The organism is Glycomyces tritici, assembly GCF_030403505.1.
On the sequence record NZ_JAUEMJ010000009.1, the window covers coordinates 80,432 to 107,209 of the forward strand.

Here is a 26,778-nt window from a genome sequence, read left to right on the forward strand (position 1 = left end):
GCGCATGACCCTTCCCATCAGAGGCGCCGACGTCTCCATGACCGCCGAGATCGAGCAGCGCGGCGCGGTCTTCCGCGCCGACGGCACCGCGCACGATCTCTTCGAGCTCCTTGCCGCGCAAGGCGTCAACTGGATCCGCCTGCGCCTGTGGGTGGACCCGCGCGACGAGTCCGGCGAGCCCTACATGGGCGGCACGAACGACCTGGCGACGACGATCGCGCTGGCCCGCCGTGCCAAGGCGGCGGGTCACGCGGTCCTGCTCGACCTGCACTACTCGGACTTCTGGACGGACCCGAAGAAGCAGTCCACGCCGAAGGCCTGGCGCGGTCTCACTGGCGCGGACCTCGAATCGCGCGTGCACGACTGGACCTCCGACGTCCTCGCCGCACTCGAGGCGGCCGGGGCCTCGCCCGACATGGTCCAGGTCGGCAACGAGATCACCAACGGGATGCTCTGGCCCGAAGGCCGGACGCCCCGGTTCATCGACGCGGAACGCCGCTTCGAGCGCGAGGACCCGGCTGCGTTCGACCGGCTGGCCAGGCTCCTGGCCGCCGGCACCGCCGCCGTCCGCGAGGCCGGCGACGCACGAGTGATGATCCACCTCGACTTCGGCGGCGCGAACGAGCTCTACCGCGGCTGGTTCGAGCAGGCGACCGCGCGCGGCCTCGACTTCGACGTCATCGGCCTGTCCTACTACCCGTACTGGCACGGGACCCTGGAGGACCTGGGCGCCAACCTGAACGACCTGGCTGCCCGCTACGGGAAGGACCTCGTGGTCGTCGAGACCGCGTACGCCTGGACCGGCGCCTCCCCTGCGGGGCACCACCAGGTGTTCAAGCCCGAACTCGCCGAGGCCGGCGGCTACCCGGCCTCACCCGAGGGGCAGGCCGCGTACCTGCGCGACCTGTACGCCATTGTGGAGGCCGTGCCCGGCGGTCGCGGCCTCGGCGTCGTCTACTGGGAGCCGGCGTGGCTTCCGGTCGACGGCACCACCTGGGCCTCGCGGGCCGGGATGGAGTACGGCGACGACGTGGTCGACGAGTCCGGCAGCTCCTGGGCCAACCAGGCGCTGTTCGACTTCGACGGGAACGCGCTGCCGTCGCTGCGGGCGCTGGGCGGCGGGTGACGCCGTTGGGGCGCAGCCGTTCGCACATGCCTTGCGGCATCGGCGGCGAGGCCGCCGTCCCCTTGGGCGGCCTCCCCGCGCACCGCTCGACCGGTGAGGCGGAGCGGGCCTCGGCCCGTCCCGATGGCCGGGGCGAGTGATAATCGAGTGAGACACAAGGGAGAGCTGAGCATCTTGACACGGAAACGACCGACGATCCACGACGTGGCGGCGGCCTCGGGCGTCTCGCGCGGCACGGTCTCCCGCGTCCTCAACGGCAAGGCGAACGTCTCGCTGTCGGCCGAGGCGGCGGTGCGCCGCGCGGTCGCCGAGACCGGGTACGTCGTGAACCGGGCGGCGCGGAGCCTGAAGACGAGCCGCACCGGTTCGATCGTCATGGTGCTCTCGGAACCGCAGGAGCGCTTGTTCGAGGACCCGAACTTCTCGGTGCTCATGCGCGTGGCCACGAACCAGCTGGCCGACCGGGACATGTCCCTGGTCCTCATGATCGCCGGCGACGACGGCGGCCGCGACCGGGTGGCCCGCTACCTGCGCGGCGGCCACGCCGACGGTGCGCTGCTCATCTCCACCCACGCGGGCGACCCGCTGCTCGACGAGATCGAGCGCGCGGGCGTGCCCGCGGTCGCCCTCGGCGCGGTGCTGGGCCGCGAGTCGGTGATCCCGTACGCGGCCGCCGACGAGCGCGGCGGGGCGCGTGCCATGGCCGAGTACCTGGTCGAGCAGGGCCGCCGGAAGATCGGCATGATCACCGGCCCGCTCGACACCCCGGGCGGTTCGCTCCGCCTGGAGGGGTTTACCAGCGTGCTGGGCCGCAAGGCCGGGAAGCAGATGGTCGTGCACAGCGACTACACGCAGGCCGGCGGCGAGGCCGCGATGCACCGGCTGCTGCAGAACGTGCCGGACCTCGACGCGGTGTTCGTCGCCTCCGACCTCATGGCCGCCGGGGCGCTGCAGGCGCTGCACGCGGCCGGGCGCAGGGTCCCCGAGGACGTGGCCGTGGGCGGCTTCGACGACTCGGCGATCGCGTCGGCGACCCGACCGGCCCTGACCACGGTCCGGCAGCCGCTGGCGAAGGTCGCGGAGGAGACCGTCCGGCTGCTCCTCGAGCTGCTGGAGGACGAGGAGGTCGAGTCGGTCATCCTGCCGACGAAGCTGATCGTCCGCGACAGCGCCTGATCGAAGCGCATGCGCGAAGGCGGGGCGCCCGGTGATCCGGGCGCCCCGCCTTTTCGCGGTACGTGACATGTGGCGTGTGATGTATTACCGCCCGTGTGCGCAGGGCGACGCATGTTGCGTGATGTGTGGCGGGTGATGTACTACCCGCCCAGCGCTCAGAGCGTCACCTTCCCGTGGCGGACCGGCGCGGGCTCGGGGATGTTCGCGGCCAGCGCCATCACGGACCCGGCCAGGAGCAGGAGCAGGCCCGCGGCGGCCGCGGCCTCGCCCGCGGCGAGCGAGCCGGCCGGGAGGTCCTCGCTGATGCGCAGGTCGCTGCCGTACATGAGCATGGCGCCCGCGAGGCCGCCGAAGGCCCAGACGGTGCGGGTCTCGTGGGTGTGGAGCGTGAAGTAGAGGGCGCTCCAGACGACGAGGAGCAGCATGAGTCCGAGGGACATGACGTAGGTCCGGGTGTCGGGCTGGACGCCTTCGATGCCGGAGAGGTGCCAGTAGTCGAGGGAACCGCCTCCGGCGGTGTCGACCCAGGGCATGAACATCGAGCCGACCATGAGCACCGAGCCGCCGAGGGCGGCCAGGCCGCCGATGCGGGAGTACGGGGTCGAGGGAGTGCGCTCCATCTTCCACCTCCGGTAGAGAACCGCTGATGACTCAAGGGCACCACCGCGGGGAGGGCATCGTCAACGTTCTTGACGGGTTCTTGACGTCAAAGGGACAGAACTGTCGGGAACCGGACAGACCGTCAGCGGTCCTCCCCGTGCGGCGAGCTTGACCAGGTGGGCGTGCGCGTATTCGCAGACGACCGCGTGACGGTAGACGGCGTGCGGCACGTCGGTGTTGGAGTCGGCGCGGATGGCGAGGTCGCCGCTGCACCAGCGCAGGAACGTGGGGTCGCCGGTGATGTCGGCCAGGATGGCGAGGATCGAGTCATCGAAGCGCATGGAGTGCACGGCCCGGCGGTACTCGTCGGGGGTGAGGCAGGCGGCGAACGGCAGGTTCATGAGGCACAGGGCGGTCTGGATGTCCAGGCGCATGAGGCGGAACCGGTACGGCTCGGGGTCGAGTTCGGGCATGTCGAGGCCGCTGAAGTCGATCGTCTGCGGCCGCCCGACCGGGTTGCCGTCGAGGGCGATGAGCACTTCGTAGACGTTGATGTCGTGCTCGATGACGGCGCGGTCGCCGAGTCCGGCGAGGTTCACCGGCCGGAGTGCGACCGGTTCGATGCCGGAGTCGGTGTTGCGGACGATGAAGTTGAGGAGGTTCGTCTCGATCACGAAGTGGCGGATGAGGAGTTCGACGGCGAGCGGGGAGACGAACCGGCGCAGGAACCACAGGCAGAGCCGGTCCATGAGCCGGTGCGCGGTCCAGCGCACCGGCGTGAGCCGCTTGAGGGCGACGATGACGAGCGCGAGCACCCGCGAGACGGGCCGCAGCACCGGGTAGATCCAGGTGCGGGTCCACTGCTGCTGGTCGTCGGTGACCATGCGGGCGACGGCGGGCTCGAGGGGCATCGCGGGGTCGGCGACCATGGCATCCCACAGTGGAGGGTCGGAGAGCGGCCCGCCGGACGGCGCACCTTCAGACATGGTCGAGTTCCTCCAGCTGGAGCGCGTAGAGCCGGGCGACGATCTTGGCGGTCTTGACGATGGCGTCGGCGGCCGCGGCGTCGACGCGCGGCGAGGCGAGGATGGCCTGGAGCTTCGCGAAGTGGTCGTCGTCGGCTTCGCCGTGGTAGGCGAGGAAGCTCACCTGGTCGTCGCGCAGTCCGAGGGTCTCCTTGAAGCGGGCGGCCCAGCCTGAGGCCTTGCCGGTGCCGAGCCCTTCGATGATGAACATGGCGCCGAGGAGGCCGATCGGGTCGGGTTGGCTCGCGGTGTGGAACATGTACGCCGACAGGGCCTCGGAGCCGATGTTCTTCTCGCCGCCGCGGATGTCCTCGATGGACCCGCCGCAGGCGGCGTAGTCGCGCTCGATCATCATGAAGTCGCGGTGCTCCTCGGCGGCGTGCCCGATGGCGGCGCTGCGGAGGTCGAACAGGTCGACTGAGAAGTTGGAGGCGGCGCGGGAGATCCAGCGGGCGCCGTCGGCGACCTGCTGGCGCAGGTTGAACAGGAGCCGCCGGTAGTCCTCGATGGTGGCGGTGCCCTCGGCGAGGCGGTGCATGACCGGGACCTGGTCGAGCCGCTGCTCGAACTCCTGCCAGACGGCCGCCAGGCGGTCCTGGACGCTCCCGGACTCCGGCGCGACGCGCTGCACCGCAGGCGGGGCCGCGTGCACGGCGGGCCGCGAGGCCGGCGCGGCGGTCGTCTCCGCTTCACCGTCCACACAGGTCAGGTGGGCGAACCCGAACGTGAACCGGCCCGATTCGGGCACGGCGAGCAGCACGGTCTGGCCGGGCTCGAACCGCCCGGTCCGCCAGCACTCCTCCAAGGCGATGAAGATCGAGGCCGCGCCGGTGTTCCCGCGGGTCTCCAGGTTGGAGAACCACCGGTCCGTGTCGATCTGCGCGCCGGCGGAGGCGAGCTGGTCGAAGACGATGTCGCGGAACGCGTTCGTCGAGTAGTGGCACAGCACGTGGTCGAGCTTGCCGAGGTCGATGAGGCCTTCGCGGGTGAGCGACTGGAACTCGCGCAGCCCGGCCTCCGCCAGGGCCCCGAGGGCACTGGTGTCCTGGCGCAGCAGCATCATCCCGGCCTGCTCGGCCGCGGCGGCGCTGCCCATGTCCTGCCAGGTGCGGCCCGCAGTGGGGGAGGGGCCCTCGCCCATCCCGGCCCGCATGCACACCTGGTTGGCGTGCGCGAGCGAGACGGTGCGGACCCAGTCGACGCGCAGGGAGGGCCGGTCGGGGCGCGGCTGCGCCTCCACCAGGACCGCGCCGGCGCCGTCGGAGAGCATCCACCGCAGGAAGTGCGCGTCGGCGTCCCCGCCGCCGTTGAACCTGGATCCGCGCAGCCACCGGCTCGACAGTTCACTGCCGACCACGGCCGCGCGCCGCCGGTCGCCCAGGCGCACCTTCGCCACCGCCGCGTCGAGCGCGGCGAGGCTGGAGGCGCACACCCCGGAGGCGGAGAGCACCTGCATCGGCCCGCCGCCCAAGCGGCCGTGCACCATCGACGCGAAGCCGGGCACCAGCAGGTCGCCCTGGGTGGTCGCGGTGGCGAGCATGTCGAGGTCGGCGGCGCCCAGCCCCCGCTCGTCCAGGGCGGCGTGCAACGCGTTGGCGGCGAGCTCCTCGTTCAGCTCGGTCGTGCGGCCCTGCGCGTCGAGCGCGTAGTGGCGCTTGGCGATCCCGTTGGCGGCCAGGATGCGGCGGCGCAGGCGGTCGCCGCGTTCGTCGACCCCGCCGAGGCGTGCCGCGATCTCGTCGTTGCCGACCGGGGGACCGGGGAGGTACGCGCCCGCGGCGGTGATGTACGCGTTCATCCCTCCATTGGACAGGGCCGGAGGCCCCGCCCGCATCGGCCCTTCTACTCAATTTTCGGTGACGAAAGTACTCAGTCGCCGTCGATGCCCTGCTCGATCGCGTACCGCACGAGCTGCGCCCGGTTGTGCAGCTGGAGTTTCGTGAGGATGTGCTGCACGTGGTTCTGCACGGTCCGCTGCGAGAGCACCAGCCGCTCGGCGATCTCGCGGTAGTTCAGGCCCTTCGCGACGAGCCGCAGCACCTCGGTCTCGCGCTCGGAGAGCTTCGGCCGCTCCTCCTCGTTCGCGTTCGCCAGCCGCCGGTACTCGCCGAGGACGAGGCCCGCCAGGCCCGGCGTGAACACCGCGTCCCCGGCCGCGACCCGTTCGACCGCGTCGGCGAGCTCGGCCGCCGACGCCGACTTGACGAGGTACCCGCGCGCCCCGGCCTTCATCGCCTCGAGCACGTCGGACGACTCGCCGCTCGCCGAGAGGATGAGCACCGCCGTGGGGCAGTCCTCCCCGAGGCTCTGCAGCACCGCCACCCCGGTGAGGTCCGGCAGCTGCAGGTCGAGGATCGCCACGTCCGGCCGCAGCTCCCGGATCGCGGTGAGCGCCGCCCTGCCCTCGCCGCAGACGGCGAGCACGCGGTGCCCGGCCCCGGTCAGGTCGCGGGCGATCGCCTCCCGCCAGATCGGGTGGTCATCGACCACGATGAGCGTCGCCATCGGCGTCCCCTTCCGTTCGCGGACGCGGCACCCGCATCTCGACCTCCGTCCCCGCGCCGGGCCCGGACACCACGGTCACGGTCCCGCCCAGTTCCCGGACGCGGCCCTCGATCGACTGCGCCACACCGAGGCGCCCTTCGGCGGCGGCCTCGGCCAGCCGGCCCGGCGCGATCCCGGGGCCGTCGTCGCGGACGCTCACCGTGACCGCCTCGCCGTCGTCCTCGACCAGCAGCCACACCCGCGTCCCGTCCGGGCAGTGCTCCCGGACGTTGTCGACCGCGCTCGCCACGGCCGCCGCGACCTCCCGCGCGGTCGCCGCGGGCAGCCGCACCGGCGTCGCCGGGGCCGCCACGGTCACCGACTCGCCCGCGTGCCGCCCCACCAGCTCGCGCAGATCCCGCCGCCCGTCGAGCGGATGCTGGTACGCCGCAGAGGAGATGAGCGCCCGCAGCGCCTCCTCCTGGCGCCCCGCCAGGCGCCCCAGCTCGGCCGCCTCGCCCCCGATCTCGTTGCCGCGCCGCTGCACCAGCGCCAGCACCTGCAGCACCGAGTCGTGGATGTCCCGGGCCAGCCGCTCCCGCTCCTTCGCCGCCGCGGTCCGCTCGGTCGCCCGCCGCGTCCGCTCCTCGGCCTCCACCCCGAGCCGCACCAGGTGCCCCACGGTGAACCCCGTCAGCACCAGCAGCGCGGCCTCGTTCACCGTGTTCTCGCCGATCCCGCCCCGGAACACCATCCCGAAGACCGCGATCACCCCGCCCGCCACGGCCCCGCTGCGCCGACCCCACGCGGCGCCCCACGCGAGCACCACACCGGCCAGCCACGGCCCCAACGAGATCGGCACCGGTCCGTCCGATACGGACAGCGCCCAGGCCGACACCGCGACCGCCAGCGCCGTCACCGCGAGGTCGGCGTAGACCACCAGCTCCTCGTACCCCTTGCGGGTGTACCGGTAGCTCACGACCGCGGTCCACCCGGCGAGCACGACCACCAGCAGTGCGGCTGCCACCGGCCGCACCAACGCTTCGAACGCGAAGGCGCCCAGCAGCACCGGATAGCCCAGAGCGGCGAACCGGAACACCGCGATCGCCCGCCGCAACTGCGTCTGCAAACCCACCCGCGCATTCTCCCAGGCGCCCGTGAAGCACACGGGTCCCAGTGCGACGGGAGTTCCCTACACATCGGTCGGTGGACCGCGGTCACTAGAGTTGCGGCATGTCCTTCTCCAGCCCCCGACCCGCCTCGATCAGCGTCGACTTCGGCACCTCGCACACCGTCGCCACGATCCGGCGCGCCGACGGCCGCGTCCACCAGCAGCTCTTCGACGGGTCCCCGCAACTGCCCTCCGCGGTGTTCATGAACGACGAGGGCGGACCGGTCGTCGGCGCCGACGCCGTCCACTCGGGACGCCGCAAGCCCGAACGGTACGAACCGAACCCCAAGCGGCGCATCGATGACGCCCAGATCCTCCTCGGTGAGACCGAGATCCCGGTGACCAGTGTCATCGCCGCGGTGCTCTCGCGGGTCGCCCGCGAATGCGAGCAGACCCTCGGCTCGCTGGGGCCGGTCACCGTCACCGTCCCGGCCGCGTGGGGCCCGACCCGCCGCCACGTCGTCGCCGACGCCGCCACCGCCGCCGGACTCGGCGCGGTGGACCTCGTGGCCGAACCCGTCGCCGCCGCCTCCTACTTCGTCGAGACCATCGGCGCGAACGTGCCCCCCGGCAGCGGCGTCGTCGTCTACGACCTGGGCGGCGGCACGTTCGACGCCACGGTCCTGCGCCGCGCCACCACCGGCTTCGACGTGCTCGCCGTCGACGGCGCCGACGACCTCGGCGGCCTCGACTTCGACCAGGCCCTGGCCGAGCACGTCGCCAAGACCGTGCAGCCGGACGACGAGCGCTGGCAGCGCTTGACGAACCCGACCGAGCCGGCCGACCTGCGCCACCGCACCGCGTTCATAGACGAAGTGCGCCAGGCCAAGGAGCGGCTCTCCCGCAGCGCTTCGACCGAGCTGACGATCCCGCTGCTCGACGTGGACGCCCACCTGACCCGGGAAGAACTGGAGCAGGTCTGCGCGCCGCTGGTCGAGCGCACGATCCGCGTCACCCAGGGCGTGATCCGCGAATCGGGGCTCGCCAAGGAGCAGGTCGCCGCGCTCTTCCTCGTCGGCGCCGCGAGCCGGATGCCGCTCGTGGCCACCCTGCTGCACCGCGAACTGGGCATCGCACCGTCCGCGATCGAGCAGCCCGAACTCGCCGTCTCCGAAGGCGGGCTCCTCGCCCAGCACACCGTCAACACCCCCATCTCCGTCCCCAGCCCGGCCCTGCCGCCGCAGACCGCCGTCCCGGTTCCCCCGGCCCCGGCGCCGAGCCCGGTGAGCGCCCCGACCGGCCAGACGATGCGGCTACCGCACCCCTCGGCCCCGCCGATGACCTCGCAGCCGACCCCGCAGGCCGTGCCGGGAATGCCGCCCCTGCAGCTCACCCAGCCGCACATGGCCGCGCCCACGGGCCCGCCCGCAGGCCCGCCCACCGGCCAGTACCCCACCGGTCCCGTTGCGCCCCAGCAGGGCCCGTGGATCAAGTCGAAGCAGGGCATCGCCGTGCTCGTCTCGGCGGCCGCCGCCATCCTCCTCGTGATCGGCGCGCTCGCGGCGATGCCGTACCTCACGAAGGACAAAGAGGACGACCCGACCAGCGCGAGCGACTCGCAGCAGCAGAGCGAGGAGGCCGGCGAAGCCGCCGACACCGAGGCCACCGAGGACGACACCGACGGCTCGGCCTCCACCGGCGACGACGACGGCCTCGTGCCGCTCGCCGACGCGGTCCAAGGCGACCTCACCGCGCGTATGGAATCCCAGCACGTCGGGGCGATCACGCAGATCGAAACCGCCCAGCTCGACGGCGCGAACGTCGTCCTCACCGGCGGCGAGGACGGCATGGTCCGCATCTGGAACCCCGCGGACGGCAGCCTGATCGACGAGTACCGCGGCCACAACGGCGTCATCCAGAGCCTCGGCGTCGTCACCGAGACCAGCGGGCGCGTCGCGGTCTTCTCCAGCGACGGCAACACCGACGACACGTGGTACCTCGACGACCCCGCCACGTCCGTCGCCGACCGCGAATCCATGTACGACACCATCTACTGGTACGGGCTGTGGGACGGCACCCCCGCCTACGCCACGGACTACCAGGTCAAGCAGTTGTTCACCGGCAACACGATCACCGACATCGACACCTACTACGGCGACGGGCTCGCGTTCACCGAAGTGGGCGGCACACTGCGCGCGGTCTGCCACTACGAGAACCGCGTCATCGTCACCGACCTCACCACCGGCGATCCGGTCGTCGGCACGTTCGACCAGCTCCAGTACGACATCATGGCGCTGGCCGTCGGCCAGGCCGCCGGGAAGAGCCTCGGGGTCACCGTCACCGGTGAGGGCGTCATCCAGGCCTGGGACCTCGCCGCGGCCGAGCCGTTCGGCGCGCCCGCGCAGGAGCTGTACCAGACCGTGACCGGCCTGGGCCTGATCGAGATCGACGGGAAGGCGGCGGTCCTCGCCTCTGGCGACAAAGGCCTGAGCCTGTTCGACCTGGAGACCGGTACGGCGATCGGGGAGGGCTTCGCCTCCCACACCGGGGAGGAGGCGCTCACGGGCGCCGCGGTGACCGAGGTGGACGGCCGCCAGGTCGTCGTCACCGGCACCGCCATGGGCCAGGTCGAGGTCTGGGCCCTGTAGCCGAAGCGGCGCGGGCCCGCAGGGCCCGCGCCGCTCAACCGCTGTTCGCCGCGGCCGGCGACTACTGCCGCGGGGGCGTGGCGGGCATCGGCGGCGCGGCCGGGAGCAGCGGGCCCGCGGTCGGCGCTTTCGCGTTGCGGCGCTTGCGCGCCAGACGGATCGGCACGATGACCGCGGCGGCCACGAGCGCCGCGACGGGCAGGAACGGCAGCAGCACGCCGATCACCACGGAGACGCCGACGAGCAGGTTCACCGCCCCCTTGAACCCCACGACGACCCCGTCCCAGAACGAGTCCGGTCCCGCGTAGCCCTCGGCCTCTTCCGCCTCGGCCGGGGTGATCACCGTGAAGTCGATGGTGGACATCGCGACCCGGTCCTGCAGGTCCTCCAGCTGCGACTCCAGGGACGCCAGCTCGCCTTCGCGCTGGGCCAGTTCGGCCTCGAGCTCGAGGATCGCCGTCACCGAGGCCGCCTCGGCCAGGAGACCGCGGACGCGTTCGACGCTGGCGCTCTTGGTGGCGATGTGCGCGGCGAGGTCGACGGTGGCCTCGGTGACGTCCTCGGTGGTCACCGACCGGTACCGCTCGCTCTCGGCGAGCGCGGCGAGCCCGTCCATGGCCTCCGTGAACTGCTCGGACGGCACGCGCAGCACCAGGTGGGCGCTGCTGTAGGCCGCCTCTTCGCCGGTCGCGCGGTCCCGCTCGTCGTCGGTGACGTATCCGCCGAAGGACTCGGCGAGGTCCCAGGCCTGCTCGGCGACACCGTCGGCGTCGGCGTCCTCGACTTCCAGCACCGCCTCGTAGATGACGGCGCGGTCGCCGGTGTCGACTTGGGGGTTCGCGGAGGCTTCGGGAGCCGCCTCGTCCTCGACGATGTCGGCGGCCTCCCCTTGGGCGGCCTCGGAGCCGCCTCCTTCGCTCGCATTGGAGCAGCCGAACAGGAGCAGTGAGGCCGCGGCGAGCACGGCGGCGGATCTGAGGGGTCGCATCATCTGCCTCGCAAGGGGTGTCGAAAGGGGCGGGGCGGCCAAGGACCGCCGGTGTGTCCAATGGTGGTCCCTCCGCGTCACGAATCGACTACAGGAGTCTCTCGATAGAGGAGCGTCGCCATAGGCACATGTTCGACGCCTGAAAAGGCCGAGGCGTTCCCACCCGTTCGAGGGCCGAAGCCTGATGCGTCCCTCCCGAGCGCGAAGCCGCGGCCCCGAACCGGGACGGGCGATGCGGTCTGCTGCAATATACTTGCAATAGAGGCGCCAGTGTGTGACATGTGATATGCCACCACCGCTGGCAGGGACCGAGCCCAAGAGGGAGACCGATTGGCAGGCAAGGAGCGACCGGTGACCGACCACCGACCAGGCGACCGCGGCAAGACGCACCCGATCACGCGGTACGGCGAGGCCGTGCTGCACCGCGCCTGCAAACCGGTCGAGGCCTTCGACGATGCGCTGGCGCAGCTGATCGAGGACATGTTCGCGAGCATGTACGCGGCCAACGGGGTCGGCCTGGCGGCCAACCAGATCGGCGTCGACGCGAGGGTCTTCGTGCTCGACTGCGAGGACGCCGACGGCCGGCGCCACGTGGCCGCGGTGGTCAACCCGGTGCTGCACCTGCCGCCCGCGCCGCGCGAGCTCATGGTCGACGACGAGGGCTGCCTCTCGGTGCCCGGCGCGTTCGAGGACACGCCCCGGTCCACCACCGCCGTCGTCGAGGGCTTCGACGCCGAAGGCGAGCCCGTGCGCATCGAGGGCACCGGGACGCTCGCCCGCTGCCTCCAGCACGAGTACGACCACCTCGAAGGCACCGTCTACGTCGACCGGCTCCCGAAGAAGGCCCGCAACCGGGCCCTCGCCGAAGCCGGCCTCCGCTAGGCCCCGGGCCGGAACCAGCGGACCGCGGCGGGCGTGAGAAGGCACGCGACGATCGCGGTCGGTAGCGCCACGAAGGCCAGCGCCCAGGCCCCGGCCATGCTCATGTCCCCGTTCTCCCTGAAGAACGGGTCGGCGGCGGCCAGCAGCAGGTAGCCGCCGAAGACCAGAACGCTCGCCGTGCAGACCGCCAGCACCGCCCAGCGGGCGGCCCAGCGCCGCCGGCCGACGTGGACCGCCAGGACCGGCAGGGCGGCGGCCAGCAGGTTGCACACCGCGGCGCCGGCGAGCAGGTCGAGTGCGAACGCGGTGCCCGCCGGCGGGACCACCGAGAGGTAGAGGTAAGGCGCGAATGAGCCGAGTCCGGCTGCGAACAGCACCCAGAGGAGCGTCTGCGCGGCGGTCACGGCCTCAGGTTTGACTGCGGGGGTCTCGGTCACGGGTCTTCCTCGGCACGGGGCGGCGGACCGGCCCACGATAAGGCGGACGCGCCACGGGCCCGATCGTCGGACCGCTCTGGCATCATCGGCGCGATGGACTACCGAGAGCTGAAACAGGAACTGCGCCAGGCGTACGACGCCGAAGCCGATGCCCGCGAGGGCATGGACGACCGCCCTTGGAAGGCGCAGGAGCGCAGCCGGTTCGCCGCCCGCCTCCGGGAGGCGGGGGCGTCGCGCCTGCTGGAGATCGGCGCGGGCCACGGGATCAGCGGCAGGTTCTTCGCCGACGATGGCTTCGCGGTCACCTGCGTCGACCTCTCTCCCGAACTCGTCGCGCGCTGCAGGGACAAGGGCCTGGACGCGGCGGTGATGGACTTCGCCGACCTGGCGTTCGAGGACGCCTCCTTCGACGCCGTGTTCGGCATGAACTGCCTCCTCCACGTGCCGAAGACCGAACTGCCCGGGGTGCTCGCCGAAGTGCGCCGCGTCCTGGCCCCCGGCGGCTGGTTCTACTGGGGGCAGTACGGCGGGCAGGACTACGAGGGCGTCTGGGAGACCGACTCCTACGAGCCGAAGCGGTTCTTCTCCTTCTTCACCGCCGACCGCATCGAAGCCGTTGCGGCCGAGCACTTCGACCTGGTCGAGGCGCACCATGTCGCGCTGGAATCGAACATCGACCAGTACCAGGGGCTGATCCTTCGCAAGCCCTGAGACCGCGAGATACGTTTGATGCAGGGCGTTGGGGCTGGGCAAACGCCCTGCCCCGCTCTATCCTCGCCTCAGGCCGCCATGCGCGCGCGGAACGGGGGACACGCCATTGTCTGCTGAGCAGCAACAGATCGCCGAACTCATCGCGACCGGCAACGACGGACGCATGTACGCCACCGAACCGGACCGGCTGCGCCGCCTCGTGCGGTACGAACTCGCCCGCGAGGAGCGCCTCTCTCAGCCGGAGCTGCGGCAGGCCGGCGTCGGGCTCATCGCGCTGGGGGAGTACGCGGACGCGCAGCGGGTCCTCGCCGCGGCCGTGGAACGCGCCGCCACCCCGCGCCAGCGGGTCGCGGCCCTGGTCAACCTCGGCGACGCTCACCGCTACCCCGGCGACCTCGCCGCCGCCGAGCCGCTCTACGAGCAGGCCATCGAGATCGCGCGCGCCGAGAGCCCCCACACGCTCCACTTCGCGTTGCAGCACTACGGCAAGCACCTCATCGACGCGCGCCGCCCGCACCTCGCCGTGGAGGTGCTCACCGAGGTGCTCGCCATGCGCCGGCAGATCGGCGATCCGGCCCTGGTCACCTCGACACTGGAGGCGCTGAGCGCCGCCCGCGCGGCAGTCGGCCAGCGTACGATCTGACACTCCCGTGAAGCCGAGCATAGGAGCGCCATGACGACGAACCCGACCGCCGACTCCGAGCCCGAACGCAGCGAGGCGATCGGCCTCGCCCGCATCGCCGACATGATCCGCGCCGAAGCCGCGAACGGCCTGTACTGGGGCTGCGAACCCGAGGAGGAGGTCCGGCTCCGGGCACTGCGCGACCACGCCGCGGCGCTCCTCGCCGAGGTCGACCACCGCCCGTACGAGGAGATCCGGGAGATCTTCGCAGCCGACGGCAAGCTGCGGACCCCCATCCCGGGCACCGAGTTCCGCATCGACTGCGGCGACGGCACACGCCTCGTCCACCGCCGGCGATTCCGCTCCGACACCCTCGCGCAGCGCCTTGAGACGACCGCCGCCGCCCTCGGCGCCGACGTCCCCGCCGAACCGGTCGCCATCGCCGACACCGACCTCGGGGACCTCCCGTGCCCGCACACGTACCTGCTCGTCTACGAGTTCACGACCGGCCTCGACGCGGACGCGGCCGAGAAGCTCCTGGAGCCGGCCGACCCGGACCTCGACGGCGACCTGCCGACCTTCGCCCCGGCCGAAAGCGCGGTGGTGCGCGAACGCGGCCCGCTGCGCGTCTCCCCGGCCGCCAAAGCGATCCTCGCCGAGATCGCCGACATCGCGATGGCCTCCCTCGCCACCGCGACCAGCCCGTACTCGGTCGAACGCCACCACCGCGTCGCCGCGCACTGCGCGCGCACCGTCGAAGCGGACCTGACCTACCCCCGCATCGACTGCGGCGACCTCGCCGCCTTCATGGTCTCGACCGGGGCGGACGCGGCGGTCTTCGACGACGAGGGCCGCCTCCTCGTCATCAAGCGCACCGACACCGGGCAGTGGGCCGTGCCCGGCGGCGGCGCCGAGGTCGGCGAACCGGTCGCCCTGGCCGCGATCCGCGAAGCATTTGAGGAGACCGGACTCGAAGTCGCGCTGACCGGCCTGTCCTGGGCGTTCGACAAGCGGGACACGAACCTCGGCGACAGCCGCATGCCGATGATCATGAGCTTCACCGCCGCCCGGACCCGGCCAGGCCAGGCGATCCGGCTCGCCCCGCTCGAAGCGTCCGACCACCGCTGGATGACCGAGGCCGAAGCGGCCGAAGCGGACCTGTTCAAGGGCCACGAGCTCCGCATCCCCGTCGCCTTCGCACACGACAAGACCGAACAGTAGACGCGGGCGGGGCCCGGAAGCCGATCGGCTTCCGGGCCCCCCCCCCCGCCGCGCGCCGAGACCGTGTAACCCGCGCCCGAGACGTCGATGGCGTCGAGCGCCGCCGTCTCCTCCTCCGAGCCTTCCGTGGAGCTGTAGAAGTCGTTGAGGTCGTCGATGCACGCCTGCATCGCCTCCACCTCAGCCGCAGGCCCCTCCAACTCGGCGACCCGCGCCTCGGCCGCCTCGAGGTCCTCCTCCAACTGGGTGATCCGGTCGTCGCGGTCGGAGAGCCGCGCCTCCGCGTCCTCCAGGTCGCCGCTGGACTTCAGCCACAACGCGATCGAGACGGCGGCGGCGGCCAACCCGACGACCATGCCGATGGCGAGGAGCAGCACCGCCGGGGACTTGCGCGGTGCGGCCGGCGGCGGTTGCAGGAACGTCTGCGTCCCGTACCCGGGCTGCGACGGGAGGGGCTGCGGCGGTGGGGCCGTCTGCGCCGGGATCGGCGCCTGCGGCGCGTACCCGGAGTCGTACGGCTGCGGTTGCAAGGGCGAATAGGCGGGCGGCACGCTCTGCGGTTGCTGGGGATCGCTCGGACCGCCGAGGTTGTAATGCGGAGGCGGGTTGTAGGCCATGATGGGCTCCTTCAACGGAGGGTCGCAGTCCAGGGTAGAGCGGCCGTGCGAATCGACGGCACTACCAGTGTGACGACAGGAAACCGGGACCGGTCCCCGTCGTTACCCAAACTTGACATCACGGACCTGCAACGGCTGGGTCGCGAGTGACACGGGCGGGCGCGGTGATGCCGCGCCCGCCCGTTCCGCTAGACCGCCTTGAGCGTGCCGCCGTCGATCACGTGGTCGGCGCCGTGGATGTTCGCCGCCCGGTCGGAGAGCAGGAACGCCACCAGGTCGGCGACCTCCTCGGGCTCCCCGATGCGTCCCGAGGCGATGCCGAACTGGCCGGGGATCGCCTCGAGCAGGTCGCTGTGCGCCACGCCGTACGCCTCCGCGACCTTGCCGCCGAACCGCGTCTCATCCCGCCACAGCGACGAGCCGATGACACCGGGGGAGACCGTGTTGACCCGCACGCCCTGCGGCGCCAGCTCTTCGCTGAGCCGCTTGGAGAAGGCCGTCAGCCCGGCCTTGGCCTCGCTGTAGCCGATCGGGCCGACCGCCGGCAGGTACTTGTTGACTGACGAGACGTTCACGATCGCGCCGCCGCGCTCGATGATGCCCGGGAGTGCGGCCCGCGTGGTCCAAACCGCGCTGAACAGGTTGAGGTTGAAGACCGACTCCCACTGCTCGACGGGGATGTCGAGGAAGCCGCCGAGCGCCATCCGGTCGGCGTCGCCGCCGCCCACATTGTTGACCAGCAGGTCGATGCCGCCGACCGCGCTGATCGCCTCGGTGACGATGCGTTCGGCGCCCTCCCTGGTGGACAGGTCGGCGCTCACCGCGGCGGCGGCGACCTTCTCCAGCTCGGGGGTGACGGTGCGGGCGGCGCCGACGACGCGGACGCCTTCGGCGGCGAGGGTCTCGGCGATCGCGAGGCCGATGCCGCGGCTGGCGCCGGTGACGAGGGCGGTCTTGCCGTTGAGTCCGAGTTCCATGAGAGAGCCTTTCAATTGTTCTTGAACTTGAGGTCAAAAATAGGGCCCGAAAAAACGCCCTCGAACGAGGGCGCATCGTGCTCCGGCGCGGTCAGAGGCCCGCCACGGCAGTGTCGATGATCCGGTGCAGTACCGGGCCGTCATGGGTCTGGGTCATGACGCGCAGTCCGACGATAGTGTTCATCAGGAAGTGCGCCTGCGCCTGCGCATCGACGTCCTTCGCGACGTCGCCGTCGCGCTGGCCCTTGCGGATCCGCTCGTCGAACAGCCGGATGGTCTCATCGGTCATCCGCTGCACCGCCCGCATCGCCTCGGGGTCCTTGGCGCCCAGTTCGAGCGCGGTGTTGGCCGCGAGGCAGCCGCGCGGCGCGGGGAGGCTCAGGTCGACCTCGATGAGGAGCATCAGATAGGCGCGGATGCGCTCCTTGGCGGTGCCCGGTTCGTTCAGGAAGGCCTCGGTCATCGCCGAGCCGTTCTGTCCGTACAGGTCCAGCGCCTTGCCGAAGAGCTCGCGCTTGGAGCCGAACGCGTGGTACAGGCTGCCCTTGCCCACGCCGGTGGCTTCGGCGAGGTCCGCGGGGGAGGTCCCCGCGTAGCCCTTGGTCCAGAACGTCTCCATCGCCTGCGCGACGGCCACGTCCGGATCGAAGTTCTTCGGTCGGCCCATGCCCGAAACCCTACATCATTCTTGACCCAGGGGTCAATAACGGGGTGCGGGTTCGGACGCTGTGCGGCGAACGCCCTGGTGGGCAACCGGTCCGAAGGTCGCGGTGATCGTGCCGTTTCGTACGGTTGCCGCACTTGCAGGGCCGGGCGATACTTGAACCGTGCTCAAACCCCTCGTCATCGCCTCCGATCTGGACGGCACCCTCCTCGCCCCGAACGGCGCCCTGTCCGAGCGGACCCGCGACGCCCTCGCGGCCGCCCGCGCCGACGGGGTCGCCGTCGTCGCCGTCACCGCCCGCACTCCGTACGGCGTGGACATGCTGCCCGACCTCCTGCCGTACCTGGACGGCGCGGTCTGCGCGAACGGCGCGATCGTCTACGACCCCGTGAGCGGCCGCATCCGCATCCTCCGCTCGATCCGGATCTCGCAGGGCCGCAAGGTGGTCGCGGCGATCGCCAAGCGCCTGCCGGACGCGGTGTTCGCCGTGGAGACCGGCACCGGCATCGTCGGCGAGGAGCCCTACCGGGCCCTGGTCGGCTCCTCGAACTGGGAGTTCGCGAACACTGTCGACGGGGTCTTCAAGCGCGCCAAGCGGGCCGTCAAGATCAAGGTCTACTGCGGCGAGCGCACCGGCGAGGAGATGGCCGCCGCGGTCGAGGGCGCCGACCTCGGCGGGCTCGCGATGTGCCACTGGGGCGACTTCGGCATGCTCGACCTCAACGCCCGCGGCGCCGACAAGGCGTTCGGCCTGGCGACCTGGTGCAAGGAGCGCCGCGTCGGGCCCGACGCGGTGGTCGCCTTCGGCGACATGCCGAACGACGTGCCGATGCTCGCGTGGGCGGGCCGCTCGTACGCGATGGGCGACGCCCACCCCGAGGCCGTCGCCGCCGCGACCGCCCGCGCCGCCACCAACGCCGAGGACGGCGTCGCCCAGGTCATCGAAGGGCTCCTCGACAGCGACACCGCGGCCGCCGCCTGACCGGGCTCCGTCCCCCGAATAACTCCTTGCGGCGCTCCGCCCGGTCTGCTGGACTGGGCGGATCGCGGCCGTCGGCCGCTGCACGCTGCACAGAGGAGACTGGAATGCGCCAACAGTTCATGTCATTCGAGAAGGGTCACTTCGAACTCAAGGACATGACTGCAGTTGCGCACGCTCAACCTCGGAATCCTCGCCCATGTCGACGCCGGTAAGACCAGCCTGACCGAGCGGCTCCTGCACGCCGCCGGGATCATCGACGAGGTCGGCAGCGTCGACGCGGGCAGCACCCGCACCGACACGCTCGACCTCGAACGCCGCCGCGGCATCACCATCAAGTCCGCGGTGGTGTCCTTCGCGCTCGGCGGCACCGCCGTCAACCTCATCGACACGCCCGGCCACCCCGACTTCATCGCCGAGGTCGAGCGGGTCCTCAACCTGCTCGACGGCGCGGTGCTCGTCGTCTCGGCGGTCGAGGGCGTCCAGGCCCAGACCCGCGTCCTGTACCGGGCCCTGCGCCGCCTCGGCGTCCCGACCCTGGTGTTCGTCAACAAGATCGACCGCGCCGGCGCGCGCACGCACTCGCTCGTGCGCGACCTCGCCGCGAAGCTCGACCCGGCCATGGTCGCGATGGACGCCGTCACCGCTCCGGGCACCGCCGCGGCTGAGAGCCGGCCGCGCGAACGCGACACCGCCTTCGACGAGGACCTCCTCGACGCGCTCCTGGACGACGAGCTGCTGGAGGCGCACCTCGCGAACGCGGATGCCTCCCCGACTGCCAGTGGTATGTCACATGTCGCGCATGACGCGGCACTGGCCTCGGCGTTCACGGCACGCGTGGCCCAGGCCCGGGCGCACCCGGTCCACTTCGGTTCGGCGATCACCGGCGCCGGCATCGTGAGCCTCGTCGAGGGCATCCGCAGGTTCCTGCCCGGCTCGGACGGTGATGCGGACGGCCCGCTCTCCGGCACCGTGTTCAAGGTCGAGCGCGGCCCGGCGGGGGAGCGGATCGCCTACGCCCGCCTGTTCTCCGGCGCCGTCGCGGTGCGCGACCGGATCGCCGTCGGCGACGGCCGCCAGGCCAAGGTGACCGGGATCAGCGTCTTCGAGGACGGCGTCGACCGCCCGCGGCCGCGTGCCGAAGCGGGCCGGATCGCGAAGCTCCGCGGCCTGGGGGAGGTGCCCATCGGCGACGCGATCGGGCGGCCGCCGAAGCTGCGCACCGAGCACTTCCTACGGCCCGCCCTGGAGACCGTGGTCCTCCCCGCGAACGAGCACGACCGGCCCGCCCTGCACACCGCGCTCACCCAGCTGGCCGAACAGGATCCGCTCATCGGCCTGCGCCACGACGAGACGCGCCGGGAGCTGTCCGTCTCGCTGTACGGCGAAGTGCAGAAGGAGGTCATCGGCGCGACCCTCGCCGAGGAGCACGGCCTGGAGGTCGAGTTCCGCGAGTCCACCGTCATCTGCGTCGAACGCGTCGTCGGCACCGGCGCGGCCGCCGAGGTCATCGCCAAGGCCCCCAACCCGTTCCTGGCCACCGTGGGCCTGCGCATCGAACCGGCCCCGGGGCCCGCCGTCGACTTCCGGCTCGGCGTGGAACTCGGGTCCATGCCGCTCGCGTTCTTCAAAGCCGTCGAGGAGACCGTCCACGACGCCCTCCGCGAGGGCCTCCACGGCTGGCAGGTCGAGGGCGCGGTCGTCACCATGACCCGCTCGGGCTACTGGGCCCGCCAGTCCAGCGCCCACGGCGGCTTCGACAAGAGCATGTCGAGCACCGCCGGCGACTTCCGCAACCTCGTGCCGCTCGTCCTCATGGCGGCCCTGCGCGAAGCGGGCACGGTCGTGTGCGAACCGCTGCACCGCTTCCGGATCGAGCTGCCCGCCGCCGACCTCGGCGGGGTCCTCGCGGCGCTCGCGAAGCTCCGCGCCGTCCCCGAGCCGCCGGAGCTCGACCATGGGCGCTGCACCCTCGAAGGCACCCTCCCGGCCGGGGCCGTCCACGGGCTCGGTCAGCGCCTCCCGGGCCTGACCAGCGGCGAAGGCGTCCTGGAGAGCGTCTTCGAACGGCACGAGCCGGTGAGCGGCCCCGTCCCGTCCCGCCCCCGGACCGGCGCGAACCCGCTCGACCGGGAGGCGTACCTCCTCGCGGTGGCGCGCCGCGTGACCGGCGACTGAGCCCGGTCCGCGCCATGATCCGAAATGGAATCCATTGTGTCCCAATATGTTCGCTATTTGAGGAATTGATGAGCAAATGTATGATTAAGATCCCTTGACCGCCCCTTTGTCCCGTCGGCACCCTCGGCGGGACGAGTAGAGAACGGACACAAGCACATGAAGCGAAGGCTCGTCACCGCGAGCGTCGCGCTGGGGGTCGTCGTGGCCGCCACCAGCGCCACCCTCACCGCCCAAGCCGATCCGGTCGAACCCGCAGGCGACCCGCTCGCCACCTGGACCGTCCCGAGGCTCACCGCCGACGAAGCGGCCGAACTCGAACGGATCGGCTTCACCCTCGCCCACGACCACGGCGACGAAACCCACATCATCGGCGACGAAGCCCTCGCCGCCGAAGCGCGCGAACTGGGCTACGACCCCGAATTCCTCGACACCGTCTACAAGGAACTCCCCGTCACCGCCGAGCAGGAGGGCACCTACTACGGCGGCTACCGCACCGTCGACGCCTACGAGGCCGACCTCCAGGCCATCGCCGAGGCCAACCCCGAACTCGCCAGCCTCCACGACATCGGCGACTCCTGGCTCAAGACCCAGGGCGACCCGGCCGGGCACGACGTCTACGCCATCTGCCTCACCAAGATCGCCGCCGGCGACTGCGAGAGCGACCCGGACTCCACCAAGCCCCGCTTCTCCCTCGTCGCCCAGATGCACGCCCGCGAGATCGCCACCGGGGAGGTCGCCTGGCGCTGGATCGAGAAGCTCGTCGACGGCTACGGCACCGACCCCGAGGTCACCGAACTCATGGACACCACCGAGATCTGGGTGGTCCCGATCGCCAACCCCGACGGCGTCGACATCGTCGCCTCAGGCGGCGACGACCCGATCCTCCAGCGCAAGAACGCCAACGACGGCAACGGGAACTGCGGCGACCGCCTCGGCGTCGACCTCAACCGCAACTCCACCTTCGCGTGGGGCGACGACTCCACCAACCCGTGCTCCGAGACCTACCAGGGCCCCTCGGCAGGATCCGAGCCCGAGACGCAGGCCGTCGAGGACTGGCTCCGCGCCCTCCACCCCGACCAGCGCGGCGAGGACCCGCAGGACGCCGCACCCGCCGACGCCCGCGACGTGTTCATCACCCTGCACTCCTACGGCGAGTACATCATCGTCCCGTGGGGCTACTCGAGCGACGCCGCCCCGAACGACGCCGGACTGCGCGCCCTCGGCGCGGCCATGGCCAAGTCCAACGGCTACTTCGTCGGCACCAACGACGACACCGTCGGGTACAGCACCAGCGGCACCACCGACGACATGGCCTACGGCGAACTCGGCGTCGCCGCGTTCACCTACGAGATCGGCCCCGACACCGGGGACTGCGGCGGATTCTTCCCCGCCTTCACCTGTGTGGACGACACCCTCTGGCCTGAGAACGAGGGCGCGCTCATGACCGCCGCCCAAGCCGCCGCTGCACCTTACGCCGGCTAGCGGCCCGGGTCCCGGGGGCGGGGTGACGCCGCCGGGACCCGGAGAATCCCGTTCACCCGCTCCGCCCGAGCCGGCCGTCCATACTGTCCGGACCATCCCGAGACATTGCGGTTGCAAGGGAGAGGAGCGGGCGATGGCGACCGACGACACGGCCGGGGCCAAGGGCGGGAACACGATCCGCCGACTCATCATCGCGGGCGTCATCATCGCGCTCGCCGTCTGGTTCATCCTCGCCAACACCGAAGCTGTGGGCGTCAGACTCTGGCTCGTCAGCGTCGAGACGCCCATGTGGATCATGATCACCGTCGTGTTCCTCGCCGGCTGGGCCGTCGGCGCACTGCTCCGACGCCGATCCGCGAGGAAACGCGGCTGACCGCGACGCGGGCCGCAGCGTGTGACGCTCCGGCCCGCAACGCGATACGGGTTGCCCCGCCCCGCCCCGCACCCCCGATACTCATGCGGTGGCCCTACCGAAGCTCATCGCCTCCGACCTCGACGGCACCCTGCTCGACCCGCAGGGACGACTCTCCGAACGCAACCAGAAGGCCCTCCAAGCCGCCCGCGAGCACGGCATCCTCACCCTCGCCGTGACCGCCCGGCCGCCCCGCGCCGTCTACCGCGTCCCCGAACTCGCCGGCGTCCTCGACGGCGCGCTCTGCTGCACCGGCGCGATCTGGTACGACACCGAGACCCGCACCGCCGACCTGCGCCACCCCATCCCGCTCCCCACCGCCCGCGACCTCCACGACCGGCTCCGCGACGCCCTCCCCGGCGCGCTCTTCGGCGTCGAGACCGGCGACCGCCAGGTCGCCCACTCGACCCACATGCAGGCGGGCATCCACTACGGCGACCCTTGGACCGTCATCGAACCCGGCGAGGACCTGTTCGCCCACGCCGACACCGTCGCCGAACTCGTCGTGCGCGTGCCCGGCTCGACCGGTACCGCCATGCACGAGGCCACCCGCCACATCGACCTGCCCGGCGTGAGCCTGTGGCACTGGGGGAGCTTCCCCGAGATCGAATGCACCGCAGCCGAAGCGACCAAGGGCAACGCGCTGGCCTCCTGGTGCGCCGATCGCGGCATCGGCCCGGAGGACGTGATCGCCTTCGGCGACATGCCGAACGACGTCTCGATGCTCGCCTGGGCGGGCCGCTCCTTCGCGATGGCGGGTGCGCACGCCGAGGCGGTAGCGGCCGCCACCGACCGCGCCGAACCCGCCGCCGAAGACGGTGTGGCGAAGACGATCGAAGCGATACTCGACCTCCGGGTCGGCTGACCCAAGCACGACCGCATCATCGCCGTGCCTCGTGCCTCGTGCCTCGTGCCTCGTGCCTCGTGCCTCGTGCCTCGTGCCTCGTGCCTCGTGCCTCGTGCCTCGTGCCTCGTGCCTCGTGCCTCGTGCCTCGTGCCTCGTGCCTCGTGCCTCGTGCCTCGTGCAGCCGCTGCGTCCGATTGCTATAGACACTCCGTGACGCTCCCGGGCACGCCCTTCCTGAAGTCGCCTTCAGGCGGCTTCAGCTCCGGTTCAGCTTCGGGCCTTCACTATTGGAAGCTCCATCGTGGCATCGTCGGCCACCGCACCCCGGCGGCGCCACCGGAACCAGGCCAGCAGGCCGAAACCGAGGAGCAGGAGGACTATGCACGCACCGATCACGTAAGCCCACCCGGGCAACCCGGCCGCGTCGGTGCCGCCTTCCGCCGCTTCGGCGGCCGCCTGCGGCTCGTCGGTCCGCAGGACGACCCGGTCGTCCTCGTAGGCGATCCGGTAGCTCGCGCCGCCGACCGAGAGTTCGGCATCCTGCGCGAGATTGGCGAACGTACCGGACACACCGCCCGCGGCGGTGACGACGGTGATCTCCTCGGGAAGCGCACCGCCCTCCTCGTAGGTGACCGCCAGCGTCCCGTCGAGAGCGGCCCCGCCCCCGACCGTGAGCCCCCCGTTCGAGCCCACGGTCAGGGTCGACGCGCCGCCGAGCGACAGATCGCCGCCGACGCCGCTCGCGGCGTTGACCGTGAGGCCCTGCTCGACGATCAGGTCCCCGGCGAGCTCCGCGCCGGACTGCGCGACGCTGCCGCCGTCCTGGCTCGCATCGCCGGCACCGGCCCCGTCGGGATCGGCGCTGCCTTGACCGGCACCGTCCTCGCCGGTGTCCTGCGCGATGCCGTCCTGAGCAGCGGTACCGAGCGCCAGGACGCCCTCGTTGACGCTCCAGGCACCCGCGGCGCTGCTCGCTCCCGAGTACGTCCATGTGTCCGCACCCGACTTGACAAGGCCGCCTTCGCCTTCCACCCCGCCCGCGTACGCGGTGTCGCTCGCGCTGGCGACCGTGAGCGCGTCGGCGCCGAGCACCACGCTCGCACCGGCGACCCCGCTGAGGTCGTTCACCGCCTGGCCCTCGACCTGCGAGAGGTCGAGCACCGCAGACGTCCCTGAGAGCGCGACGTGCTCAGAGGCGGCCAGGTCCCCGCCGGTGAGGGCTAGCGTGCCGCCCGAGACCGTGGTCGGACCGGTGTACGCGATGCCGCCGGTGAGCGTCAGCGTCGCCGACCCCGCCTGCTCCAGACTGCCCGCGCCGCTGATGTCCTCAAGCGAGGTCTCATGCTCGACGTTGTCGACCACCAGTTCGCCCTCGTCGACGATCGCCGTGTGCTCGCCGCCGATGAGCAGCCAGCCGTCACCGCCGTCCTCGCCCGCCCCGAGACGCAGCACCGCGCCGGCCTCGATCGTCGTCGCACCGTCGTAGTTCTGCTGGTCGGCGAACGTGACCTCGTTGCCGTCCGTCCCCGCAACGGTCACATCGCCCGCACCGACGGCGTCCATCGTGTCGTGAAAGATCCCGCCCGAGATCGGCGCGTCGAGCCGCACCGGGCCGTTGTAGTCCAGGATCAGGTGGCTGCGCATACGCCGGGCGTGCATGTTGATGTAGACGGTGTCGCGGTTGCCCGGCAGGAAGAACTCATCGTCCGTACCGTCCCCCCACTGCACCAGCGCGCCCTCGATGTTGATGCCGCGCTTGTTGTGGTTGTGGGCCACGACCTCGTAGTTCAGACTCGGGTCCGACAGCGACGGATCGGTGTCCGGTCCGGAGTCGGCCCACGAGTAGACACCGGATACCACCACTTTGCTTCCGAAGATCTGCGAGTGGAAGTTGATGTCGTTGCCCCACTCCCGCGAATAGAAGTCCACGTCGAGAACCGTGTCGTTGCCGTCCTGGGTGTCGATGATGAACGAGCCCTGGTTCAACACCGTGTCCACTTCGGGCATCGTGGAGAGGAACTCGCGCTGGCTGTAGTGGACGACGGTGCCGTTGTACAGCACCCCGGAGAACGTGTGGTTTCCCGCCAGCGTGAGGCCGTCCCACGTATGGCGCGGCTGCACGATGAACCCGGATCCGCTGAGGTTGCCCGGGTGGTAGCGGCGGCCGTGCACCGCCACGATCAGCGTGCCGTCGACATGGTGGTTCAGCGCGTTCCACTCGAAGTTGGGCAGGTCGTACGGGTAGTGGCCGAGGGTGCCGGTCGTGCCCGTGCCGTCGCCGTACTGGAGCGTCGCGCCCGACTCGACGGTCACGGCGGGCGGGTCGGGGTCCTCGATGGTGTTCCACCACCAGGGTTCGCCGCGCGCCTCGACGCGCTGGCGGCGGCGGTCCTCGGGGATGCTGAAGTCGGAGTCGGCGGTGAGGACGAGCTTGCCCGCGCCCTTGATCGTGAGGGTGCCGAGCCCGCTGATGCGGCCGCCGTAGACGATCTCCTCGCCGCTGCCGAGGCTGACGACCGCGTCGCCTTCGAGCACGACGTCCTCTCCCGCTCGAAGCCGACCGGTGATGTCGTCGGCCGCCTGTGCCGGGGCGGCGGTGAACGGAACGGTCAGGAACGCCAGCGCCGCGGCGAGCAGGAGGCGCGTCCAGGCGGTCCCGCGCGGCGCCGTCCCGAAGCCTGCGGGCGGCCTGGCATTGGCGCCGTGCGGCCCCATCGTGCGTGAATCCTTCACGTTGCAACAAGCTACCCGGTGATTTTCAATGGTTTTCGGTGGGTGTCGGCGGCCCGGCGGTGCGAGCGACCCCGTTCGCCAGTGCGGGCGCGGTGCGGCGCAGAGCGGCCCGCGCCGCCGCGAGCGGGGTTAGGCTGGGCCGTATGCATGTCGTCATCGCCGGAGGGCACGGCCAGATCGCGCTGCGCCTCACCGAGACCCTGGCCGCCGAAGGGCATTCCGTCACCGGGCTCATCCGCAATCCCGACCACGCCGAGGACCTCACCGCGATCGGCGGGCGTCCCATCGTCCTCGACCTCGAGCAGGCCGACGCCGAGCACCTCGGCGGGCTCCTCGCCTCCGAGATGTACGGGGACGTCGACGCCGTGGTGTTCGCGGCGGGCGCGGGGCCCGGCAGCGGGGCGGCCCGCAAGGACACGGTGGACCGGGCGGCGGCGGTGCTGCTGGCGGACGCGGCGGAGCGGGCGGGCGTGCGCCGGTTCCTGCAGATCTCCAGCATGGGCGCCGATTCGGAGCCCGATCCGAGCCGCGACGAGGTGTGGGCGGCGTACATCGAGGCCAAGGCCGCCGCGGAGGCGGATCTGCGAGCCAGGGACCTGGACTGGATCATCCTGCGGCCCGGTTCGCTCACGAACGACGAGCCGACCGGCCTGGTGCACCTCGCCGAGCCGCCGGTGGGTCGCGGTGAGGTCACCCGCTCCGATGTGGCCGCCGTGGTGGCCGAGCTCTTGCGCCGTCCGGAGGTGTCGCGCCTGGTCCTGGAGGTGCGGGGCGGTGACACCGCGGTCACCGAAGCGGTGGACGCGCTCGCCGCGAAGGACTGATCACGCCGGTCTGCTTGCCTCCCATGCGTATGCG

At 71.6% G+C, this 26,778-nt stretch carries 24 protein-coding genes; 14 read left to right on the plus strand and 10 right to left on the minus strand.

Annotated elements, in window-relative coordinates:
- Positions 1-4 precede the first annotated feature (4 nt).
- Both QWI33_RS23265 and QWI33_RS23270 read left to right on the plus strand, forming a co-directional pair.
- Complete coding sequence (locus QWI33_RS23265) at positions 5-1,126, plus strand: glycoside hydrolase family 53 protein (protein ID WP_289959333.1); 1,122 nt, start codon at positions 5-7, stop codon at positions 1,124-1,126.
- 174 nt (positions 1,127-1,300) lie between these two features.
- Positions 1,301-2,302: a LacI family DNA-binding transcriptional regulator gene (locus QWI33_RS23270; protein ID WP_289959335.1), complete on the plus strand. Its 1,002-nt coding sequence runs from the start codon at positions 1,301-1,303 to the stop codon at positions 2,300-2,302.
- Positions 2,303-2,457: 155 nt separating this feature from the next.
- Here QWI33_RS23270 and QWI33_RS23275 read toward each other — a convergent pair whose 3' ends face one another.
- The 5 genes from QWI33_RS23275 to macS form a co-directional block, all read right to left on the minus strand.
- A complete protein-coding gene (locus tag QWI33_RS23275) occupies positions 2,458-2,922 on the minus strand; it encodes a hypothetical protein (RefSeq protein ID WP_289959336.1) in 465 nt (154 codons plus the stop codon).
- A 60-nt stretch (positions 2,923-2,982) separates the two neighbouring features.
- Complete coding sequence (locus QWI33_RS23280; RefSeq protein ID WP_289959337.1) at positions 2,983-3,888, minus strand: DUF6999 family protein; 906 nt, start codon at positions 3,886-3,888, stop codon at positions 2,983-2,985.
- Positions 3,881-5,725 carry a 3-oxoacyl-[acyl-carrier-protein] synthase III C-terminal domain-containing protein gene (locus QWI33_RS23285; RefSeq protein WP_289959339.1) on the minus strand — a complete coding sequence of 615 codons (1,845 nt, stop codon included), beginning with the start codon at positions 5,723-5,725 and terminating at the stop codon, positions 3,881-3,883. The genes QWI33_RS23280 and QWI33_RS23285 overlap by 8 nt, the downstream gene beginning before the upstream one ends.
- Positions 5,726-5,796: 71 nt before the next feature.
- Positions 5,797-6,432, minus strand: a complete 636-nt coding sequence (locus QWI33_RS23290) for a response regulator (RefSeq protein ID WP_289959341.1) — start codon at positions 6,430-6,432, stop codon at positions 5,797-5,799.
- A complete protein-coding gene (macS, locus tag QWI33_RS23295; protein ID WP_289959343.1) occupies positions 6,407-7,546 on the minus strand; it encodes a MacS family sensor histidine kinase in 1,140 nt (379 codons plus the stop codon). Before macS ends, QWI33_RS23290 begins: the two co-directional genes overlap by 26 nt.
- Before the next feature lie 98 nt (positions 7,547-7,644).
- On the opposite strand from macS, the gene QWI33_RS23300 reads away from it, so the two are divergent.
- Complete coding sequence (locus tag QWI33_RS23300; protein WP_289959344.1) at positions 7,645-10,170, plus strand: Hsp70 family protein; 2,526 nt, start codon at positions 7,645-7,647, stop codon at positions 10,168-10,170.
- A 61-nt stretch (positions 10,171-10,231) separates the two neighbouring features.
- Here QWI33_RS23300 and QWI33_RS23305 read toward each other — a convergent pair whose 3' ends face one another.
- Positions 10,232-11,158, minus strand: coding sequence for a DUF4349 domain-containing protein (locus QWI33_RS23305; RefSeq protein WP_289959345.1), 927 nt, complete (start codon positions 11,156-11,158; stop codon positions 10,232-10,234).
- A 351-nt stretch (positions 11,159-11,509) separates the two neighbouring features.
- Here QWI33_RS23305 and def point away from each other — a divergent pair, with 351 nt between their 5' ends.
- Complete coding sequence (def, locus tag QWI33_RS23310) at positions 11,510-12,040, plus strand: peptide deformylase (RefSeq protein ID WP_289959346.1); 531 nt, start codon at positions 11,510-11,512, stop codon at positions 12,038-12,040.
- Here the strand turns inward: def and QWI33_RS23315 are convergent.
- Complete coding sequence (locus QWI33_RS23315; protein WP_289959347.1) at positions 12,037-12,477, minus strand: hypothetical protein; 441 nt, start codon at positions 12,475-12,477, stop codon at positions 12,037-12,039. The genes def and QWI33_RS23315 overlap by 4 nt on opposite strands.
- Before the next feature lie 93 nt (positions 12,478-12,570).
- Here QWI33_RS23315 and QWI33_RS23320 point away from each other — a divergent pair, with 93 nt between their 5' ends.
- The 4 genes from QWI33_RS23320 (at position 12,571) to QWI33_RS23335 (ending at position 15,571) form a co-directional block, all read left to right on the plus strand.
- The gene (locus QWI33_RS23320) at positions 12,571-13,188 is read left to right on the plus strand and encodes a class I SAM-dependent methyltransferase (RefSeq protein WP_289959348.1); all 618 of its coding nucleotides are present in this window, start codon (positions 12,571-12,573) and stop codon (positions 13,186-13,188) included.
- Positions 13,189-13,294: 106 nt separating this feature from the next.
- The gene (locus tag QWI33_RS23325) at positions 13,295-13,831 is read left to right on the plus strand and encodes a tetratricopeptide repeat protein (RefSeq protein ID WP_289959349.1); all 537 of its coding nucleotides are present in this window, start codon (positions 13,295-13,297) and stop codon (positions 13,829-13,831) included.
- A gap of 30 nt (positions 13,832-13,861) precedes the next feature.
- A complete protein-coding gene (locus tag QWI33_RS23330) occupies positions 13,862-15,031 on the plus strand; it encodes an NUDIX hydrolase (RefSeq protein WP_289959351.1) in 1,170 nt (389 codons plus the stop codon).
- Positions 15,032-15,187: 156 nt separating this feature from the next.
- Positions 15,188-15,571, plus strand: coding sequence for a hypothetical protein (locus QWI33_RS23335; RefSeq protein ID WP_289959352.1), 384 nt, complete (start codon positions 15,188-15,190; stop codon positions 15,569-15,571).
- A 265-nt stretch (positions 15,572-15,836) separates the two neighbouring features.
- Here the strand turns inward: QWI33_RS23335 and QWI33_RS23340 are convergent, their stop codons facing one another.
- A complete protein-coding gene (locus tag QWI33_RS23340; protein WP_289959353.1) occupies positions 15,837-16,625 on the minus strand; it encodes an oxidoreductase in 789 nt (262 codons plus the stop codon).
- Between the two features lie 91 nt (positions 16,626-16,716).
- On the minus strand, positions 16,717-17,292 hold the full coding sequence (locus QWI33_RS23345) for a TetR/AcrR family transcriptional regulator (protein ID WP_289959354.1): 576 nt from the start codon (positions 17,290-17,292) through the stop codon (positions 16,717-16,719).
- Between the two features lie 160 nt (positions 17,293-17,452).
- Here QWI33_RS23345 and QWI33_RS23350 point away from each other — a divergent pair, with 160 nt between their 5' ends.
- The 5 genes from QWI33_RS23350 to QWI33_RS23370 all read left to right on the plus strand — a co-directional run bounded on the left by QWI33_RS23350 (position 17,453) and on the right by QWI33_RS23370 (position 23,205).
- On the plus strand, positions 17,453-18,271 hold the full coding sequence (locus QWI33_RS23350; RefSeq protein ID WP_289959355.1) for an HAD family hydrolase: 819 nt from the start codon (positions 17,453-17,455) through the stop codon (positions 18,269-18,271).
- 165 nt (positions 18,272-18,436) lie between these two features.
- Entirely contained in the window at positions 18,437-20,446 is a 2,010-nt protein-coding gene (locus QWI33_RS23355; protein WP_289959356.1) for an elongation factor G, read from the plus strand.
- A gap of 156 nt (positions 20,447-20,602) precedes the next feature.
- Complete coding sequence (locus QWI33_RS23360; RefSeq protein ID WP_289959357.1) at positions 20,603-21,928, plus strand: M14 family zinc carboxypeptidase; 1,326 nt, start codon at positions 20,603-20,605, stop codon at positions 21,926-21,928.
- A gap of 133 nt (positions 21,929-22,061) precedes the next feature.
- Positions 22,062-22,301: a LapA family protein gene (locus QWI33_RS23365; protein ID WP_289959359.1), complete on the plus strand. Its 240-nt coding sequence runs from the start codon at positions 22,062-22,064 to the stop codon at positions 22,299-22,301.
- An 88-nt stretch (positions 22,302-22,389) separates the two neighbouring features.
- Complete coding sequence (locus QWI33_RS23370) at positions 22,390-23,205, plus strand: HAD family hydrolase (RefSeq protein ID WP_289959361.1); 816 nt, start codon at positions 22,390-22,392, stop codon at positions 23,203-23,205.
- A gap of 249 nt (positions 23,206-23,454) precedes the next feature.
- On the opposite strand, the gene QWI33_RS23375 is transcribed toward QWI33_RS23370, so the two are convergent.
- Positions 23,455-25,920 carry an autotransporter-associated beta strand repeat-containing protein gene (locus tag QWI33_RS23375; protein WP_289959362.1) on the minus strand — a complete coding sequence of 822 codons (2,466 nt, stop codon included), beginning with the start codon at positions 25,918-25,920 and terminating at the stop codon, positions 23,455-23,457.
- 143 nt (positions 25,921-26,063) lie between these two features.
- Between QWI33_RS23375 and QWI33_RS23380 the strand changes: the two genes are divergently transcribed.
- Positions 26,064-26,744 carry an SDR family oxidoreductase gene (locus QWI33_RS23380; RefSeq protein ID WP_289959363.1) on the plus strand — a complete coding sequence of 227 codons (681 nt, stop codon included), beginning with the start codon at positions 26,064-26,066 and terminating at the stop codon, positions 26,742-26,744.
- The last annotated feature ends 34 nt before the right edge of the window (positions 26,745-26,778 follow it).

Coding starts and splice junctions, on each gene's coding strand:
- QWI33_RS23290 (WP_289959341.1), bottom strand. CDS start 6,432: ATGGCGACGCTCATCGTGGTCGATGACCACCCGATCTGGCGGGAGGCG.
- QWI33_RS23340 (WP_289959353.1), bottom strand. CDS start 16,625: ATGGAACTCGGACTCAACGGCAAGACCGCCCTCGTCACCGGCGCCAGC.
- QWI33_RS23360 (WP_289959357.1), top strand. CDS start 20,603: ATGAAGCGAAGGCTCGTCACCGCGAGCGTCGCGCTGGGGGTCGTCGTG.
- QWI33_RS23285 (WP_289959339.1), bottom strand. CDS start 5,725: ATGAACGCGTACATCACCGCCGCGGGCGCGTACCTCCCCGGTCCCCCG.
- QWI33_RS23380 (WP_289959363.1), top strand. CDS start 26,064: ATGCATGTCGTCATCGCCGGAGGGCACGGCCAGATCGCGCTGCGCCTC.
- QWI33_RS23345 (WP_289959354.1), bottom strand. CDS start 17,292: ATGGGCCGACCGAAGAACTTCGATCCGGACGTGGCCGTCGCGCAGGCG.
- QWI33_RS23330 (WP_289959351.1), top strand. CDS start 13,862: ATGACGACGAACCCGACCGCCGACTCCGAGCCCGAACGCAGCGAGGCG.
- QWI33_RS23305 (WP_289959345.1), bottom strand. CDS start 11,158: ATGCGACCCCTCAGATCCGCCGCCGTGCTCGCCGCGGCCTCACTGCTC.
- QWI33_RS23365 (WP_289959359.1), top strand. CDS start 22,062: ATGGCGACCGACGACACGGCCGGGGCCAAGGGCGGGAACACGATCCGC.
- QWI33_RS23280 (WP_289959337.1), bottom strand. CDS start 3,888: ATGTCTGAAGGTGCGCCGTCCGGCGGGCCGCTCTCCGACCCTCCACTG.
- QWI33_RS23300 (WP_289959344.1), top strand. CDS start 7,645: ATGTCCTTCTCCAGCCCCCGACCCGCCTCGATCAGCGTCGACTTCGGC.
- QWI33_RS23265 (WP_289959333.1), top strand. CDS start 5: ATGACCCTTCCCATCAGAGGCGCCGACGTCTCCATGACCGCCGAGATC.
- QWI33_RS23320 (WP_289959348.1), top strand. CDS start 12,571: ATGGACTACCGAGAGCTGAAACAGGAACTGCGCCAGGCGTACGACGCC.
- QWI33_RS23335 (WP_289959352.1), top strand. CDS start 15,188: ATGCACGCCTGCATCGCCTCCACCTCAGCCGCAGGCCCCTCCAACTCG.
- QWI33_RS23275 (WP_289959336.1), bottom strand. CDS start 2,922: ATGGAGCGCACTCCCTCGACCCCGTACTCCCGCATCGGCGGCCTGGCC.